The sequence below is a fragment of the Acinetobacter sp. BY419 genome, assembly GCF_019038395.1.
Taxonomy (GTDB): domain Bacteria; phylum Pseudomonadota; class Gammaproteobacteria; order Pseudomonadales; family Moraxellaceae; genus Acinetobacter.
In genome coordinates this window covers 86,522-104,986 of record NZ_JAGFXZ010000003.1, presented here as the reverse complement: position 1 = coordinate 104,986, position 18,465 = coordinate 86,522, and the positions used below count along the sequence as shown (strand labels likewise).

Annotated in this window: 13 protein-coding genes and 3 pseudogenes; 6 read left to right on the top strand and 10 right to left on the bottom strand. The window is 44.6% G+C overall.

Annotation, left to right across the window (positions count from 1 at the left end):
- Positions 1-7: 7 nt before the first annotated feature.
- The gene (putA, locus tag KUG37_RS02145) at positions 8-3,763 is read right to left on the bottom strand and encodes a trifunctional transcriptional regulator/proline dehydrogenase/L-glutamate gamma-semialdehyde dehydrogenase (protein ID WP_216935837.1); all 3,756 of its coding nucleotides are present in this window, start codon (positions 3,761-3,763) and stop codon (positions 8-10) included.
- 118 nt (positions 3,764-3,881) lie between these two features.
- Between putA and KUG37_RS02140 the strand changes: the two are divergent.
- Positions 3,882-4,049 (top strand): annotated as a pseudogene (locus KUG37_RS02140) (Lrp/AsnC family transcriptional regulator); the annotation flags it as partial.
- 64 nt (positions 4,050-4,113) lie between these two features.
- Here the strand turns inward: KUG37_RS02140 and KUG37_RS02135 are convergent.
- Together KUG37_RS02135 and KUG37_RS02130 are read right to left on the bottom strand one after the other, a co-directional pair.
- A pseudogene (locus tag KUG37_RS02135) lies at positions 4,114-4,257 on the bottom strand (ISNCY family transposase); the annotation flags it as partial.
- Between the two features lie 35 nt (positions 4,258-4,292).
- A pseudogene (locus tag KUG37_RS02130) lies at positions 4,293-4,757 on the bottom strand (sodium:proline symporter); the annotation flags it as partial.
- Between the two features lie 421 nt (positions 4,758-5,178).
- Between KUG37_RS02130 and KUG37_RS02125 the strand changes: the two are divergent.
- The 5 genes from KUG37_RS02125 to KUG37_RS02105 all read left to right on the top strand — a co-directional run bounded on the left by KUG37_RS02125 (position 5,179) and on the right by KUG37_RS02105 (position 12,865).
- Positions 5,179-6,621 carry an aspartate ammonia-lyase gene (locus KUG37_RS02125; protein ID WP_254202574.1) on the top strand — a complete coding sequence of 481 codons (1,443 nt, stop codon included), beginning with the start codon at positions 5,179-5,181 and terminating at the stop codon, positions 6,619-6,621.
- 134 nt (positions 6,622-6,755) lie between these two features.
- The gene (locus KUG37_RS02120) at positions 6,756-7,115 is read left to right on the top strand and encodes a hypothetical protein (protein WP_216934265.1); all 360 of its coding nucleotides are present in this window, start codon (positions 6,756-6,758) and stop codon (positions 7,113-7,115) included.
- 123 nt (positions 7,116-7,238) lie between these two features.
- Positions 7,239-10,697: a transcription-repair coupling factor gene (mfd, locus tag KUG37_RS02115; protein WP_216934264.1), complete on the top strand. Its 3,459-nt coding sequence runs from the start codon at positions 7,239-7,241 to the stop codon at positions 10,695-10,697.
- A gap of 229 nt (positions 10,698-10,926) precedes the next feature.
- Positions 10,927-11,361 carry an HIT domain-containing protein gene (locus tag KUG37_RS02110; RefSeq protein ID WP_216934263.1) on the top strand — a complete coding sequence of 145 codons (435 nt, stop codon included), beginning with the start codon at positions 10,927-10,929 and terminating at the stop codon, positions 11,359-11,361.
- 58 nt (positions 11,362-11,419) lie between these two features.
- The gene (locus KUG37_RS02105; RefSeq protein WP_216934262.1) at positions 11,420-12,865 is read left to right on the top strand and encodes an adenylate/guanylate cyclase domain-containing protein; all 1,446 of its coding nucleotides are present in this window, start codon (positions 11,420-11,422) and stop codon (positions 12,863-12,865) included.
- 90 nt (positions 12,866-12,955) lie between these two features.
- On the opposite strand, the gene fdx is transcribed toward KUG37_RS02105, so the two are convergent.
- The 7 genes from fdx to KUG37_RS02070 all read right to left on the bottom strand — a co-directional run bounded on the left by fdx (position 12,956) and on the right by KUG37_RS02070 (position 18,370).
- Positions 12,956-13,294 (bottom strand): ISC system 2Fe-2S type ferredoxin, encoded by a 339-nt coding sequence (fdx, locus tag KUG37_RS02100; RefSeq protein ID WP_064096075.1) that lies wholly within the window; start codon positions 13,292-13,294, stop codon positions 12,956-12,958.
- Positions 13,295-13,311: 17 nt separating this feature from the next.
- Positions 13,312-15,171: a Fe-S protein assembly chaperone HscA gene (hscA, locus tag KUG37_RS02095; protein ID WP_216934260.1), complete on the bottom strand. Its 1,860-nt coding sequence runs from the start codon at positions 15,169-15,171 to the stop codon at positions 13,312-13,314.
- A 41-nt stretch (positions 15,172-15,212) separates the two neighbouring features.
- Complete coding sequence (hscB, locus tag KUG37_RS02090; RefSeq protein WP_216934258.1) at positions 15,213-15,728, bottom strand: Fe-S protein assembly co-chaperone HscB; 516 nt, start codon at positions 15,726-15,728, stop codon at positions 15,213-15,215.
- Positions 15,729-15,831: 103 nt separating this feature from the next.
- Entirely contained in the window at positions 15,832-16,152 is a 321-nt protein-coding gene (gene iscA, locus KUG37_RS02085) for an iron-sulfur cluster assembly protein IscA (protein WP_005107159.1), read from the bottom strand.
- 34 nt (positions 16,153-16,186) lie between these two features.
- Positions 16,187-16,573, bottom strand: coding sequence for a Fe-S cluster assembly scaffold IscU (gene iscU, locus KUG37_RS02080; RefSeq protein WP_005107158.1), 387 nt, complete (start codon positions 16,571-16,573; stop codon positions 16,187-16,189).
- Positions 16,574-16,677: 104 nt separating this feature from the next.
- The gene (locus tag KUG37_RS02075; protein WP_216934256.1) at positions 16,678-17,895 is read right to left on the bottom strand and encodes an IscS subfamily cysteine desulfurase; all 1,218 of its coding nucleotides are present in this window, start codon (positions 17,893-17,895) and stop codon (positions 16,678-16,680) included.
- Position 17,896: 1 nt separating this feature from the next.
- Positions 17,897-18,370, bottom strand: coding sequence for an Rrf2 family transcriptional regulator (locus KUG37_RS02070; protein ID WP_216934254.1), 474 nt, complete (start codon positions 18,368-18,370; stop codon positions 17,897-17,899).
- Positions 18,371-18,465: the final 95 nt, after the last annotated feature.

The window sequence follows — 18,465 nt, the reverse complement described above, 5'->3', positions numbered from 1 at the left end:
TATTAATTTATAGATTACTCATCGTCATTAGACTGGCATTACCACCGGCTGCCGCCGTATTGATACTGATGGCACGTTCAATCACCAATCGTTCCACCGGAATATCGTCATTGCCCGAATTTAGATGCATAATTCCTACAATGGGACCTTTTCGGGCCGCGATGCGTTTTTGCAAATCAATCAGTTCAGCAGTATCACCATGATGTAGTACAGCATCAAACGCACCTGTTTCAATATCCCGGATCACGTTGAACTGCTTGCTGACAGCGACCGGCATCGTTGGTAGATATTTTAGAATAAAGCGATTGTCTGCCAGTACCGCAGGACGACTGCCGACCGATAAAATGGCTTGGATTTGCTGAATCTGGTCTTGCTCCGTGTGCGCTAAAGATAGAACGTATTCACGTGGCAAGATCATGTACTGGTTTTCTTCACCGGTTGGGCCTTGCAAGTTAAAGCTTTGACCAGTCGCAATCTGGAGAGGTGCTTTTAAAGTTAATGCTGGAAAGGTTTTAGTTACCCAACCTTCAAATTCCTGCATCACCGGGTTTTTAGCAGCGACTTGACCTGCTTGAGCTGCATAAGGTTGAGCCAGTTTCTTCTCGGAAACCTGATGCATTAAGCGGTAGATATAAAGCGGCCCCCCGGCTTTCGGGCCAGTACCAGACAGGCCTTCACCACCAAATGGCTGTACACCAACCACAGCACCGACAATATTGCGGTTGATATACAGGTTGCCGACTTCTGCTCGTGAAATTACGGTTTGCATGGTTTCGTCAATACGTGTATGTAAGCCCATGGTCAGGCCATAACCTTTGCTGTTGATCTGCTCTAATAACTGTTCCAGTTCGCCATATCTATAGCTGCTCAGATGCAGTACCGGGCCAAAGACTTCACGCTGTAGATCATCTAGATTCGGTAGTTCAATGAGGGTTGGAGGAATGAAGGTTCCTTGCGCTAACTCGGTCCCATCTTGATTAAACATTAACTGATGGACTTTATGACCCTTGCTGCGCATCTGCTCAATATGCTTTTGAATGTTTTGCTGGGCCTCCGCATCAATCACTGGACCAATATCAGTTTTAAGTAGGGCCGGATTGCCGACACGTAACTGCTGCATGGCACCTTTGAGCATAGTACGGACTGCGTCAAGATTATCTTCTTGCACACAGAGCACACGCAGGGCAGAACAGCGTTGACCGGCACTGTCATAAGCGGAGTTCATGACATCGAGTACCACCTGTTCGGTCAGAGCTGATGAATCCACGATCATGGCATTTTGACCGCCGGTTTCAGCAATCAGGGTGACGCTTTTTCCAAATTGGTTCAGACGTTCCGCTACCGTTTTTTGCAGAATCTGAGCGACCTCGGTTGAACCGGTAAAGATGATGCCCTGAATGCGCGAATCCGCACTGAGTTGTGCACCAATAGTTTCACCACGGCCCGGCAAGAGCTGTAATACATCTTGCGGAATGCCTGCTTCCCATAAAATCTGGACGGCTTGTGCTGCAATAAGCGGCGTTTGTTCAGCCGGTTTCGCAATTACGGTATTGCCCGCGACCAGCGCTGCTGAAATCTGACCGGTAAAAATCGCCAACGGAAAGTTCCATGGACTGATACACAGCACGGTACCCAAAGGCTGAATTTGTACATCATCAGGTAGATCCAAAATTTGAGCTGCATAATAGCGCAGGAAATCAACCGCTTCACGCACCTCAGCAATGGCATTGGCATAAGTTTTACCGGCCTCACGAGACAGAATCACCATCAGTGTCAGTAAGCGCTGCTCCATCAGCTCCGCGGCTTTATTCAGACAGGCTGCCCGTTCATTTTTAGACAGATTGATCCAGAAACTGTGTGCATTAACCGCTTGGGTTAAGGCAGTTTCAGCCTGTTCCTTCGTCGCTTCATAAACAGTACCGACTATATCCTGATGTTGTGCCGGATTAATAATTTGTACTGCGTTGCTTGTATCGGTAACTGTAAACGCTGTTCCCATGGCAGCTGCCTGAAATTGGGTCGTCGCCAGACGAGATGCGACTTCATTTAAAATACCGAGTTCAGCATCATTGGCCAGATCGAGTCCGGATGAGTTCAGTCGTATATCAGCATAGAGATATTTAGGATAAGGAATATGAGGATGTTTGGCACCCATCACACCTTCCTGTTTTGAAGCCTTTAAAATTGTTTGCTGTGGATTCTCAATCAGATCTTCAGTTTTCAGGGTTTTGTCGGCAATGCGATTTACAAATGATGTATTGGCACCATTTTCCAGTAAACGCCGCACCAGATAAGCCAGCAAAGTTTCATGATTGCCGACTGGGGCATAGATCCGGCAGGGCACACCCAGTCTATTTTGCGAAGAGTCGCCAACCACATTTTCATACAGCGGTTCACCCATGCCATGCAGGCATTGGAACTCATATTGTCCGGTATAATACTGTTCAGGTTGCGCCAGTTGATAAATCGTGGCCACCGTTTGCGCATTATGCGTGGCAAATTGCGGGTAAATGTAATCCGGTTCAGCTAACAGCTTACGGGCACAAGCGATATAGGACAGATCGGTGTGTACCTTACGGGTAAATACTGGATAATCCGACATTCCGTCAATTTGGGCTTTTTTGATTTCACTGTCCCAATACGCGCCTTTGACCAGCCGAATCATCAGACGTTTCTGACTGCGTTTCGCCAGATCAATGATGTAATCCACTACATAGAAGCAGCGTTTTTGATAGGCCTGAATCACAAAGCCAATGCCTTTCCAGCCCTGCAATTGTGGCTCAAAGCAGAGACGTTCTAACAGTTCCAGTGAAATTTCAAGGCGATCGCTTTCTTCAGCATCAATATTTAAACCCATATTGTATTGCTTGGCCAAGACCGCGAGTTTCAGTATTTTTGCATAGAGTTGATTATGTACACGATCCATTTGTGAACGCTGATAACGTGGATGCAGCGCAGACAGTTTGATTGAAATTCCAGGGCCGTCATAGACGTTTTTATCCTGCGAGGCTTGGCCAATGGCATGAATCGCCTGCTGATAGTCCTGATAATAGCGTTCAGCATCCGGATCGGTCAGGGCTGCTTCACCCAGCATGTCATAGGAATAACGGAAGCCTTTTTCTTCCAGTGGTTCCGCATTTTTTAGCGCTTCATCAATGGTTTTACCTGTGACAAACTGCTCGCCCATCATGCGCATGGCAACATCGACGGCTTTACGGATAATCCCACGGCCACTGCGTGCCAAAAGACCAGTCAACAGGCTAGACAGGCTTTTTTGCTGCGGGGTTTCCATCAGCTTGCCGGTCAGCATCAGTCCCCAGGCTGCAGCATTCACAAACATCAGCTGGCTCTGCCCCAAGTGTTCTTTCCAGTTGCCTTGATTGATTTTGTCACGAATGAGCAGGTCACGTGTGGCCTTGTCCGGAATTCGCAGTAAGGCTTCTGCCAGACACATCAGGGCAATGCCTTCCTGAGAGGATAAGGAAAATTCCTGCAATAAACCCTGTACGATGCCGGCCTTACCACTTGAGCTTTTTCGTTCGCGTAAGGAATGCGCAAGATCAAAGGCAAGCGCTTGAATTTTGTCAGTCATCTTGGAAGAAATTTCACTATGAGCCAATAACTCTTCGATGCATTCAGTTTCAGCGCGATGCCATGCGGTATTGATACGTTCTTCATACTGGTTTTTATTTTTAAAGTCAGCAATATAATTTGCTTGCTTGACCGCATATAAAGATGAATCTGGGTGGGGAGTGGTTGGCATAGTGACTTCCTGTACTGCGTCAATCAGTTCTTTAAGGTAAATGAGTTTTAATCTATATTCTCAGAATATTTGACGAATATCTCACTATAGTTTTTGCTTTTTTTAGAGAATAATTCTAATGCAGAGCCCTTATTTGAACCTTGATCGTATAGATATTCGTATCCTGGATTTATTTCAATCCGGTGCCAAGTTGTCCAATATCAAACTGGCTGAACTGGTCAATCTGTCGCCTACAGCTGCCTTGGCACGTGTACAAAAGCTGACCCAAGAAGGTTTTATTTTGGGCTTACAATAGTGGTTATTCACCAATTTAAATGTCTATGCGATAAACCATTTAAAATGTCCTGTTTTTAACCACAAGAGTCAAGCACAGGATTTAAATTCCTTTGCTCAATAATGGTCTTTTGAGCTTTACGACTCAGCATACTTTTCTTGGCCCGGGAACGTTTATTCTGTTTCTCCAATTCTTCATGCTGTTGCTGAATATGCGCCATCGGTAGCCACTGCGCCGCCAGACACAAAATCATCATAGGTTTTCAAACAGACGTGCTCCTGCGACGATGCCTGAAGCACAATAAATCGCAAAGAACACCAGAATCACCAAGGCAGACAAGACTCGTAAAATGCGTTTACGGTCACAAAAAACGGCTGGTGAAATAATCAGGCAAGGTCAGGGCATTGTTCTGATATCCGGTATGGGCACGCAGTCGGCCTACCACCAGTAACCAGTTTAGCCAGGCTCCGATAATTAAACCGATGGCAATCCAGGCTTCTGATAGGCCAGACAGGTAAATGGCGCCAGAAAGGCCCATTAGCAGCCAGCCACTCATGTCGGATGCACCAGCCGAAATGCAGTTACCCCACTGCCTAGACTCCGTCCACCTAGAATATATTCGTCAAAATTGGAGGTTGCACGGTAAGCATATAAACCGATTGCAATCATGGCGATAATATAAAACATGAAGGTAATCAGGGTGGGATTTAAATAAGTCATAGGCGGGGCATCCTGTAAATATGGAAATCATCGTCCAAGATAATTTTTTGTGCTGAGCTCGCAAGGCAGTGATTCAAGCAGGGTTTAAAAATTACACTCTGTAATAATTACACAGCTATTATGTGTGCCTATTGTAAATAGCGTGCCAGTTCACTGAAACTGAACCATAAATAAGGTGAGCGGACAAAAGATGAAATGGCGTCGGATTAAAGGAAAAAAATGAAATTCTAAATAAATTAATTAAAATATCTGAATTTTAGCTTTTTATTTACACAGTCTTACAAAACTCACAACTTTACTGTACTGGTAATAAAACGTAGCAATTCTAGGTTAAAGTCTTCCTATTCGCCCCGTATTTATTTGCTCATATTGAGATCACACCAAATCCGGTGCATCGCCAAGAGTATTTTTAGTGAACAATATGCTTCAAATCGAACCGACCCGCATTGAACGTGATTTATTGGGGGAGAAACAAATCCCGTTGCATAGCTATTATGGGATTCATACTTTACGTGCCATAGAAAATTTTAAGATTTCCGGATTGGCTGTGGGGCAACAACAGCATTTTATTCGTGCTTTGGCTCAGGTAAAAAAGGCCTCGGCACAGGCCAATCTGCATTTTCAAAAAATATCAGAGCAGAGCAGTGATGCCATTCAAAAAGCCTGTGATGAATTGATTCAACATCCTCAAGACTGGCAAGCCGCATTTCCACTGGATCCTTATCAGGGCGGTGCAGGAACATCAATCAATATGAATGCCAATGAGGTGATCGCCAATATTGCCCTTGAACTGTCAGGCTATCAGAAAGGTGATTATCACATTCTGCATCCGAATGATCATGTCAATACATCACAATCGACCAATGATGTCTATCCCACGGCTTTACGTCTGGCCACCTATAACAGTCTGGACGAATTACTGGGCGTGCTTAAAGCATTGATTGACTGTATAGATTATAAAGCTGCTGAATTTAAATATGTCATCAAGATGGGGCGTACCCAGCTACAAGATGCGGTTCCGATGACCATGGAACAGGAATTCCGGGCTTTTGCGACCTTATTAAAAGAAGACCTGAAGCTGATTGGGCAGATGCGACGGTTATTGCTGGAAGTCAATTTGGGGGCAACAGCTATTGGTACCGGTGTAAATACGCCACCGGGCTATGCCAAGCGGGTGGTTGAAACCTTGGCACGGCTAACGGGTCTGCCTTTAAAAGGTGCAGAAGATTATGTCGAGGCCACCAGCGATTGTGGTGTCTTTATTATCTTGTCGAGCAGTTTAAAGCGTCTGGCGGTAAAACTGTCCAAAATCTGTAATGACTTGCGCTTGCTTAGTTCGGGTCCGCGTACAGGCCTGGCTGAAATTCGCTTGCCCGAATTACAGGCAGGTTCTTCGATCATGCCGGCAAAAGTCAATCCGGTGATTCCGGAAGTTGTGAATCAGATTGCCTTCCGTGTGATCGGTAATGATTTAACCATCACCATGGCTGCGGAAGCCGGGCAGTTACAACTGAATGTCATGGAACCTGTAATTGCCGTTGCGATGAATGAATCCATTCAGTTGTTGACCCAAGGCATGCAAACCCTGAATCAAAAATGTATTGCTGGCATTCAAGCCAACGAGCAGGTTTGTTTAAGTTCGGTCATGCGCAGTGTGGGCATCGTGACTTTACTTGAACCGATTCTGGGACATGCCAAATGTGATGAAATCGGCAAACAATGTATGCGTGAAAATAAAACCGTGCCAGAAGTAGTGTTGGAGCTGGGCTTATTGACTGCAATACAATTAGAAGCAATCTTTGCTTTTGAAAATCTGGTGTCTGAAATTCCTGCAGCAGAGAGTCAGCTCGAACAGGTTTCTTAAGTCACCCTAACTGTTAAAACGTCTGACACAGCGAATCGCTGCTATTTTGATAATTTGCCTCAGGTTCGATATGTGGATCTAAGGTATTTTACTCTAGACTAGAGCCTGAATTACATTTGGCTGGGTAAATCGCGATGTTTGATAAAATTAGCGCATTATTTAAAAGTAATAAACCGACTGCTGCACAGCTATATCTAGAGGAGCAGAATATCCAGTATGCAGAAGATACAGGTTATATTATCGATGGTATTTATCTGAATCAGGAGTTGAGTGCACGGTTAGAGTACTTGTCGAATCGCCGGTTAAAACAGTTTGATGATTTAAAAGCCTTATACGACACTGCGATGCTGATCAATGAAAAAATTGATCTGGAAATTGCCCATCAGCGGTTTAATGCGACTTTAGGAAATACCGAAGAGAACCTGCTGCAATTTAAAATGATCCTCAAGAAGTTAAATGATTATTATCGTAACTTTCTGCGTGATCAAAAATGAGCTGAAAAAGTGGCTTGAAATTGAAGCATATGGATGTAGCAAGACTGCATAAAAATAACAAAATATCCTGAGATCATCGTGCTAGTATAAGCCTCAGGTTATTTAGACTTTAAAGCTATATCCATGTTCCAGCAAGAAATTTCCCAACTCAATTTACCACAGCTCAAAGCAGGCGAGAAACGCTGGTTAGGCAATCTGCAAGGTTCCTCAACAGCATTATTACTCAAAGAAATCGTGCAGCAGCAATCGCGCTTGCTTATTGTGATTGCACGTAATAACCAGCATTTGGGTCAACTGGAAAGTGAACTGGAATTTTACGGGATTAAACCCACGATTTTTCCAGATTGGGAAATCTTGCCTTATGACCGTCTCTCCCCACATCAGGATATTGTCTCGGAACGTCTGGCCATTTTATCAAATATGCCAAAAACTGGCGTGCTGTTGCTGTCCGCTTCAACCTTGGCGCAGCGTGTGGCACCTACCTCGTGGATTCTGGGGGAGCATTTCGATATTCGTGTAGGGCAGAAATTTGACCTGGAACAGCAAAAGAAAAAGCTGATTCAGGCCGGTTATCATTTGGTCGATACCGTTTATGATCCGGGTGAATTTGCGGTACGCGGCAGCATCATGGATATTTATGCATCGGGGCAGGAAGCGCCGATTCGGATCGACCTGTTTGATGATGAAATTGAAACCCTGAAATTTTTCGATTCTGAAACTCAGCGCACCACGCAAAGTTTGCAGCAGTTTACCGTGTTGCCTGCACAGGAATTTCCGCTCAAGGAAGGCCGTGCCACCTTCCGTGACCGTTATGCTGAATTTTTCCCGACTGCTAATCCAAAGAAGAACCCGATCTATCAGGATGTGATGGATGGTATCGTTTCGCCGGGAATCGAATTTTATTTGCCGTTGTTTTTCAGCGCTGAGGCGATGAAAGGCCAAATTTCACTCATTTCGTACTTACCCAAGAATGGCATTGTCATTACAGACAAGGCCCTGGAAGAGAGTCTGAGCCAGTTCTGGCAAGATGTGGTGCGCCGTTATGAAGATCGTCGCCACAATATTGATCAGCCGATTCTGCCGCCAGAAAGCCTGTTCTTTCAGACCAATCAGGTGCTGGAGCAGCTAAATCAGTTTGCGCGGATTATTGCTGCACAAACGCCTTTTGACCAAAAAGCCGGGGTATTGAACCTCGATACCCAGTTGCCACCGCGTCTGCCAGTCGATCCAAAACGTGAAAAACCGTTTCATGAGGTCAAAAAATATATTGATCAGGCCAATCATCCGGTACTGCTGGTGGCTGAAAGTGCTGGGCGCCGAGAAAGCCTCAAAGATGCATTAAGGCCAAGTCTGGGTGATATCCCAACGGTTGAAAATTTTGATAGTTTTGTCCAGTCCCTGCACGCGATTGCAATTACCAATGCGCCTTTAGAGCGCGGTCTGGTATTGACTGATCGTATCAGCGTCATTTCTGAAAATCAGCTGTATGAACACCGGGTGGTACAGCGCCGTCGCAAGCGTCAACAGGAAGTTTCAGAAGAGTTTCTGATCCGCAGTTTGACTGAACTGACCATGGGTGCGCCTGTGGTGCATATCGATTATGGGGTTGGGCGTTATGCCGGTCTGGTCACCTTAAGTATTGATGATCAGGATCACGAATTCTTGCAATTGGATTATGCGGATGCCGCCAAAGTCTATGTGCCGGTGACCAATCTGCACTTAATCAGCCGGTATAGTGGTGGTGATCCAGATCTGGCACCCTTGCATAAACTCGGTACAGATGCCTGGAATAAAGCCAAACGTAAAGCGCTGGAGCAGATTCACGATGTTGCCGCCGAGTTGCTGCATATTCAGGCACGGCGTTTTTCCAAGCCGGGAATCAGTTTTGAAGTTGATCAAAGCCTGTATATGCAATTTGTCAGTGGCTTTGCCTATGAAGAAACACCGGATCAGGCCAATGCCATTGAAGCTACGCTGCAGGATATGCAGTTGGCCAAACCGATGGATCGTCTGGTGTGTGGTGATGTCGGCTTTGGGAAGACAGAAGTCGCGATGCGCGCTGCATTTGTTGCGGTACAGAATAACCGGCAGGTCGCGATTCTGGTACCCACCACTTTGTTGGCACAACAGCATTATGATTCATTCAAAGACCGCTTTGCCGACTGGCCGGTTCGAATTGAAGTCCTGTCACGTTTTGGTTCTTCCAAAGCACATACCAAGACCATTGACGACCTGATTGAAGGAAAAGTCGATATTGTGATTGGTACGCATAAAATTTTGCAGGAAAATGTCCAGTTTAAAAATCTTGGTCTGATGATTGTCGACGAAGAGCATCGTTTTGGTGTGCGCGACAAGGAACGAATCAAGGCCATGCGTGCCGATGTCGACATGCTGACACTGACAGCTACTCCAATTCCGCGTACGCTGAATATGGCCTTTAGTAGCATGCGTGATCTGTCCATTATCGCCACGCCGCCGGCACGCCGTCTTGCAGTGAAAACTTTTGTGCAGGAACATAGCGATGACACCATTAAAGAAGCGATTCTGCGTGAACTTCTGCGTGGTGGTCAGGTATATTTTCTGCATAATGAAGTCGATACGATTGATCGTGCTGCAGAGCATATCCGGACATTGGTGCCGGAAGCCCGGGTAATCGTGGCGCATGGCCAGATGCGTGAACGTGAACTGGAACAAGTGATGCAGCAGTTCTATCACAAGGAATACAATGTTCTGGTGTGTTCGACCATTATTGAAACCGGGATTGATGTCCCGAATGCCAATACCATTCTGATTGAACGTGCCGACAAGTTGGGACTGGCACAATTACATCAGCTGCGCGGACGTGTAGGACGCTCACACCATCAAGCTTATGCCTATTTAATGGTACCGTCTCTAAAAGCCTTAAAAGGTGATGCAGAAAAACGTCTGGATGCAATTCAGCGTGCCTCAACCTTGGGTGCCGGCTTTATGCTGGCAACCGAAGATCTGGAAATTCGCGGTGCAGGTGAGTTACTGGGTGAGCAGCAGAGTGGTTCGATGCAGGCGATTGGTTATAGCCTGTATATGGAAATGCTAGAAAAAGCCACCAAAGCGATTCAAAAAGGCAAAACGCCAAACTTTGATGCACCATTGTCATTGACTGCCGAAATTACCCTGCATATGCCTGCATTAATTCCGGACGAATATCTTGGTGATGTCCATCAGCGTCTGTTGTTCTATAAACGCATCAGTAATACCGATACCCAGGAAAAACTGGATAATATCCGGATGGAATTGATCGACCGTTTTGGCATACCGCCACAACCCGTCAAGCAGTTATTTACTGTCCATCAGATTCGACTGAAAGCCGAACAGCTTGGCATTACTAAAATTGATATCAGTAGCCAGGGCGGACATATTGAATTTGCCCCGGATACCCCGGTTCAGGCCATGACGATTATCCAGATGATGCAGAAACATCCGACTTATTTCCGTATGGAGGGGGGGCAACGTCTGAAAGTGATGGTCATGCTGGAAGATTATCAAAAACGGATTCAGTTTATTCTGGATTTACTGGACAGCCTGCTTAAAGAGTTACACTGATTTTATTCGATTAAATCAGCCTGAAGATTCTGCTAGGAGGGTATTTCCGGATGAAAATTGCAGGAATAACAGGCTTGATTTTTTTAATGAATTGTTTAGAGTGATTGTAGTGATGTGCTTTGCAACAAATCATGAGAATTTGTCTTTAAACACATTGCTTCCAATATTCAGCTTCAGTTGGATATGGTAGTATTAGCCATCATTCTAATTTTGCATCATTTATAAAGATATGTTTAGTTTGCATCCACAACTTGCTCAAGATACTTTTTTTGTAGGCGACTTTCCTTTGTCAACATGTCGTTTGATGAATGATATGCAATTTCCCTGGCTTATTCTGATTCCACGTGTGCCGGGTGTCTCTGAATTATATGAATTGAGCCAAGCTGACCAAGAGCAGTTTTTAAGAGAGTCGAGCTGGTTATCAAGCCAGCTGGCACGTGTTTTCCGTGCAGATAAAATGAACGTAGCAGCGCTAGGGAATATGGTGCCGCAACTGCATTTTCATCATGTGGTCCGCTATCAGAACGATGTAGCATGGCCGAAGCCTGTTTGGGGCACACCTGCTATTCCTTATAGCAGTGAAGTGTTGGCACATATGCGTCAAACCTTAATGCTGGCTTTACGTGGCCAGGGCGATATGCCATTTGACTGGCGCATGGACTAATCAGCTAACAAGGCATTGCAAGAATCATGGACAGTTGCGGACTTCAGGGAGTGAGTGAATGCAATTAGACGACTGGATTCAAAAAGAACCCCATCAGTTTGAGTATTTCCATCGCCTGATGGGATATATCATGCTGTCTTTGGTTCTGGTCGTCTTTCATTACACTGAGCCGGATACCCAGTATCAGATTTTTGTTCCATTTTTTTTGTTGCTGGTTTTGCTGATTATACCCAAGCTGTCTCGCTGGCTGATCTATCGTCATGATTATCACATCCGGCGTAATGTCCTGTTTCTGATTGATGTAACTGTCATTTCAGTGGTTTTAGCGGCGGTACATCTGGACTTGGTATTGTCCTTACTCGGTTTGGTCGCAGTACTCTATACCGCAATCAGTAATAAAATTTCCTTTATGATGGCTTCTCTGGCCAGCCTGATCGGTATTACGCTGTTCTATCTGGCCAATATTCTGGTCTTTGGTTTTAACAGTTATTTTGAACCGACCAGCAGTGAGCTGACCGTTTTAGGCTTTATCTGCCTGATTACCTATTTCGGTGTCGGTAGTTTTTATCAAAGTGGTCGTGTGCAATACATGACCCAGAAGAAAGATCATTATTTCGAACAGATGAACCGTTATATGGAATTTGCCAATCAACTGAGTCGCTATGCGCCCGTGCAGTTATGGCAATCCATTATGAAAGGTGAATCTGAAGCCAAAATTGAATATAAACGTAAAAAGCTGACGATTTTTTTCTCGGATATTCAGGGTTTTACAGAATTATCTGAAACCCTGATTCCAGATGATTTGGCATTCCTGTTGAATGATTATCTTCGGCATATGACCGAAATCGCAAAAAACTATGAAGCGACTGTCGATAAATTCATGGGTGATGCGATCCTGATTTTCTTTGGTGATCCGAACTCTGAAGGCGTGGAACAGGATGCCAAGAACTGTATGGAAATGGCATTGGCAATGCGTCAGCAAATGAAGTTGCTGCGTGAACGCTGGATTAAAATGGGTTATCCGCCACTCCATATACGTATGGGGATTTCGACCGGTTATTGCCACGTAGGGAATTATGGGGCAACACATCGCATGGCCTATACCATTGTAGGACGTGATGCCAATCTGGCAGCGCGCTTGCAAAGTGCAGCGGAAGTCGATGAAATCCTGATTTCGGAAGATACGCATAATTTGATCAAAGATGATTATCTTTGCGCGCCGAAAAAGCCGATTTTCCTGAAAGGCATTAAAACACCAGTACGAACCTGGCAGGTGATGGAAAAATATGCATCTCAGAAAATTGAGTATCAGCGCTGGTTCGATTATGAATATAAGGGCTTTCATTTATTGCTGAATATGGATGAAGTGCAAAACTTTGAATATCCTGAATTGATTCAGGTGCTGGAAAAAATGATTAAACGCATTGAAACACAGCAGAAAATGACCAACTCACAGGGCATCGTTAAACTGAAGCTTGAAGATGAAGTGATTGAACATATTTAGAATTGAGCTGAATTTATTTTAAAAAGTTTATATGCAAATAGAAAAAACCACGCCTGAGCGTGGTTTTTCATTTAGCGTACAACGAACATCTTAGTGATTTTCTGACGCATGGTTAATCGTGTATTTTGGAATTTCAATTTCCAGATCTTCACCATCCAGTTTAACCTGACAAGACAGACGTGAGTCAGGTTCTAGACCCCAGGCACGATCGAGTAAGTCGGCTTCAACATCATCCATTTCTTCCAGGCTGTCAAAACCTTTGCGCACCACTACATGACAGGTGGTACATGCTGCTGACATATCGCAGGCATGTTCAATTTTAATGCCATTTTTTAGCAAGCTTTCGCAAAGATTGGCATTTGGTTCGACTTCAAACTCAGCACCTTCGGGGCAAATCTGCGCATGTGGAAGAACTTTAATACGTGGCATAGTCGCGTTACCTTAAATTAGTTTGAGTTTGACCAGTCGTCGAGTTTAGTGCCCTTAAGAGCGGCATCAATATGTTGGTTCATGCGTGCTGCTGCAAAAGCATCACTGTGTATTTTAAGCTGTTCAACGGCGGATTCAATCGCTTTGATATCTGAACCCTGAAGTTCGGTTCCCAGTTGTGCTTGCGCAGTTTGCAGTGCTGCAAGCTGATCTTCAGTCAATAGACCGGCATCCACTTTGAGTGCCTGAACCAGTGCTTCCAGCTCACGTTGTGCTTCAACTTTAGTTTCATTCAAATGACGAAGGTTTTTGTCTTCTTCAGCGAACTTATAAGCGTCTAGCAGCAGACGTTCAGTATCTTCACCAGATAAACCATAAGATGGCTTGATATCGATTTGTGCAGTCACACCAGAGGTGGTTTCTTTTGCAGATACAGTCAGCAAGCCATCAGCATCGACCTGGAAAGTCACTTCGATACGCGCCTGACCGGCAGTCATTGGCGGGATACCATGCAGCACAAAACGGCCCAAGCTACGGCAATGTTCAACCAGATCTCGTTCACCTTGAACGACATGAATCAACATGGCAGTCTGGCCATCTTGATAAGTAGTAAATTCCTGACGACGAGCTACTGGAATTGCAGTATTGCGCGAAATTAAACGCTCAACCAGTCCGCCCATGGTTTCAAGACCAAGAGACAATGGTGTCACGTCCAATAACAATGAACCATCGGTCGAGTTGCCAATCAATTGGTTCGCAGTAATCGATGCGCCAATCGCCACCACTTCATCCGGGTTAATGGTGCATAGCGGTTCTTGATTGAACACTTCACGCACTGCTTTTTGTACCGCATAAGAACGGGTTGAACCACCAACCAGAACTACATTTTGAATGTCATCCAGTTCAAGCTTGGCATCACGCATCACACGTTTGCAGACGCTGATGGTTTTGTCTAAAGCAACTTTAATAATCTCTTCAAAAGTCGGGCGGTCAAGGGTCAACACCTGATCGAGCAATTGGAGTTGAACCGAATCTGCATCAGACAAAGCTTCTTTGGCTTTACGCGCAGCGACAATGAAATGTGCATATTCAGTATCATTCAAAGTGTCAATATTTAGCTGTTTCTTGGCCCATTTCAGGATTAAGCGGTCCAGGTCATCACCCCCGAGCGCAGTGTGGCCGCCGGTTGCCAGAACTTCAAATACGCCTTGAGAGAAACGCAAAATAGAAACGTCAAAAGTGCCGCCACCCAAATCATAGATCACATAGTTATGATCTGTGCTCAAATTGCTTTCTTGATCGAGACCGTAGGCTACAGCCGCTGCAGTAGGTTCATTCAATAAACGTAAAACATTTAAGCCGGCAAGCTGGGCAGCATCACGGGTTGCCTGACGCTGCGCTTCATCGAAATACGCTGGAACAGTAATGACTGCATCATTGACCGGGTTTTGCAGGCTTGCTTCAGCGCGGTCTTTCAACTGCTTTAAAATTTCTGCAGAAATCTCAACCGGAGTCTTACGGCCTTGTGCAGTTTCAAAAGCCGGCATTTCATTGGCTTCACCGACCAATGTATAGGGATGCTGGAATTTGATATCGGCTTTCGAACGACCCATAAAACGTTTTACGGAAACGATGGTATTTTTTGGGTCAGTAATAATGAAAGGTGCTGCTTCATTGCCGTATTGAGTCTGTTGTTCTGCATAATGCACGATAGAAGGAAGTAGCACACGACCTTGTTCGTCATTAAGTACTTTGGCTTTACCTGAAAGAACCGTGGCAACCAAAGAGTGGGTGGTGCCTAAATCGATACCAATCGCAATGCGGTGTTCATGTGGTGCACTTGATTGACCTGGTTCTGCAATTTGCAAGAGAGCCATAGTGTTACATCCTTTGCACGTTAAATATTAAATATTGGAAATTAAAAATCATCATCAAGGTCAAAGCTATCATCGTCCAAGAAGCGGTCTTCCACTTTGTCGATATCGGCCATGACTTTAACAAAGAAGCGTAGTTTACGCACTGTATCGCGTGCTTCAGCCCAGTCTTCATCTGCATAATCAATTTTGAACTCGCGAACCAAGCCGTCAATCCATTGCTGGACTTCGACTTTGAGTGAAGTCAAATCATCTGCAGAGGTCGCATCATCAAGTTGTTCACGAATTTCCAGAGCGTCCTGCAAGAATTCAAAATCACTGATCGACTGATCTAAGTGATAATCCTGTTTCTTGAGAGACATTAAATACGCTGCACGGCTATCGACCGCTGACAAAACTTTAAATGCCTGATTGATATCACTTGATTTAATCAGAGCCTGATCTTTGTCTTCAGCTTTATCTGGGTGATATTGTTGCTGCAACTTTAAGAATTCATTCTTTAAAGCCGCCAAATCAATATCGAGTGCTACAGGAAGATTGAACAACTCAAAATGATTCATGGGAGATGGGATCCGCAATTAATGGGCAAAAATAACTGTATAAATGCAATTAAAACAGTGTGAAACACACTGTTTTAATGTCAAAAGAGAATAACTTTCGGGTTTATACAGTGAAAGATTCACCACAACCGCATTCGCCTTTTTTGTTGGGGTTGTTAAATTCGAAGCCTTCATTCAAGCCGTTTTTAACATAGTCCATCTCCATACCTTCAAGATAAACCAGACTTTTCGGGTCAACGAATACTTTCACCCCAAACTGTTCAAACGCTTGGTCGTGTGCATCGACTTCATCTACGAACTCAAGCACATAAGCCAGACCAGAACAGCCTGAAGTTTTCACACCAACGCGAATGCCTTCACCCTTACCGCGATTTTTTAAATAATTGCTGATATGAGTTGCAGCATTTTCAGTTAAATGGATCATGAAAACTCCGTTAATATTTCAAAACGTGGAACAATTAAGCTTTAACTTTCTTGCTACGGTAGTCTTCTACAGCTGCTTTAATTGCATCTTCAGCAAGAACAGAGCAGTGTACTTTTACTGGTGGAAGTGCAAGTTCAGTTGCAATATCAATGTTCTTGATCGCTTGTGCTTGATCCAAAGTTTTACCTTTGAGCCATTCAGTCACCAGTGAACTTGACGCGATTGCTGAACCACAACCATAAGTTTTAAAACGTGCTTCTTCAATCACGCCTTCATCGTTTACCTGAATCTGTAAACGCATCACGTCACCACATGCTGGCGCACCAACCATACCAGTACCAACGTTTTCAGCATTTTTGTCTAAAATGCCAACATTACGAGGGTTTTCGTAATGATCAATTACTTTTTCGCTATAAGCCATGTTGCTTCTCCAAACCTCGGGGTCAGCCTCAGTATTAAATATGGGGGTAGAAAAACTTTTCTCAATGAGATAGCAACTGATTCGTCACTATCTCAGGATAAAAATTAGTGCTCAGCCCATTCAACTTTAGAAAGGTCGATACCTTCCTTGTACATATCCCAAAGCGGAGAAAGTTCACGTAACTTCTCAACAGCAGCTTTAGTGATAGTCAATACGTGATCGATATCTTCTTCAGTGGTGTATTTACCAAAGCTGAAGCGGATCGAACTGTGTGCAAGCTCATCTGAAAGACCCAATGCACGAAGTACATAAGATGGTTCCAGGGTTGCAGAGGTACATGCCGAACCTGAAGATACTGCAGCATCTTTTAATGCCATCATCAGTGATTCGCCTTCAACGAAGTTGAAACTGACGTTTAGGTAATTTGCTACGTTTTGTGTCGGATGGCCGTTCAGGAACACTTGTTCAAGGTCTTGAAAACCGTTCCACAGCTTGTCGCGAAGTACACGTAAGCGGGCCTGTTCAGCTTCCAGGTTTTTACCTGCAAGTTCGAAAGCTTCACCCATACCCACGATCTGATGCGTCGCAAGGGTACCTGAACGCATACCACGTTCATGGCCACCACCATGCATTTCAGCTTTAAGGCGTACACGCGGGCTACGACGTACAAACAGGGCACCAATACCTTTAGGGCCATAGATTTTGTGCGCAGAGAAGCTCATCAAGTCTACTTTTAAGGTTGAAAGATCAATTTCAACTTTACCAGCCGCCTGAGCTGCATCGACATGGAAGAAAATCTTGTTAGCGCGAGTGATTTCACCAATCGCTGCAACATCAGTCACAGTGCCAATTTCATTGTTTACCATCATCAGGGAAACAAGAATCGTATCTGGACGGATCGCTGCCTGTACCATTTCAGGGGTAATTAAACCGGTCTGAGGCTGTGGCTCAATATAGGTAATTTCAAAACCTTCAGATTCAAGCTCACGACAGGTGTCTAAAACTGCTTTATGTTCAATTTTAGAGGTAACGATATGTTTGCCTTTAGAGGCATAGAAATGAGCCACACCTTTAAGTGCAAGGTTGTCTGACTCGGTTGCACCTGAAGTCCATACGATTTCACGTGGATCAGCTTTTACTAAATTGGCAACCTGTTCACGTGCATATTCAACTTTTTCTTCTGCTTGCCAACCATATGCGTGTGAACGAGATGCAGCATTACCAAAGGTACCTTCGAATGTTAAACATTCCATCATACGTTCAGCAACCTGGGGATCTACCGGAGTTGTAGCTGCATAATCAAGATAAATCGGACGTTTCATGTCAAATACCTGTAACCGATAAAAGGGCTGAATCAAAGGGTGCTGAATGTTGGCGTAATGACACGGTTTGGACATTGTCACGTGCAACCAGGTCAGCAAGCGAGATTTTTGCTAAATAATCGGCAATGTGGTGGGAGAGTTCCTGCCATAAATCATGAGTCAAGCACATCGCGCCATTTTGGCAGTTGCCTTTATGGTCACAGCGAGTCGCATCAACGGTTTCGTTTACGGCTTCAATAATTGCTAACACAGTAATTTCATCTGCATTACGTGCTAAATGGTAACCACCATTTGCTCCGCGAACACTTGAAACTAAGCCATGGCGCTTGAGTTTCGCAAATAACTGCTCAAGATAAGCAACAGAAATAGTTTGACGTGCTGCAATTTCAGCGAGCGTAATCGTTTTTTCAGAAGGCTGCAAAGCTAGATCAAGTAGAGCAGTCACAGCGTAGCGACCGCGAGTGGTTAAGCGCATGATTCGATACACATGGTTAGACTAGATGTGTCGATTTTAAGAATCCCGACTAAATTAGTCAAGTTATTTTTAGTAGACCTTAGTGGGATTTAATT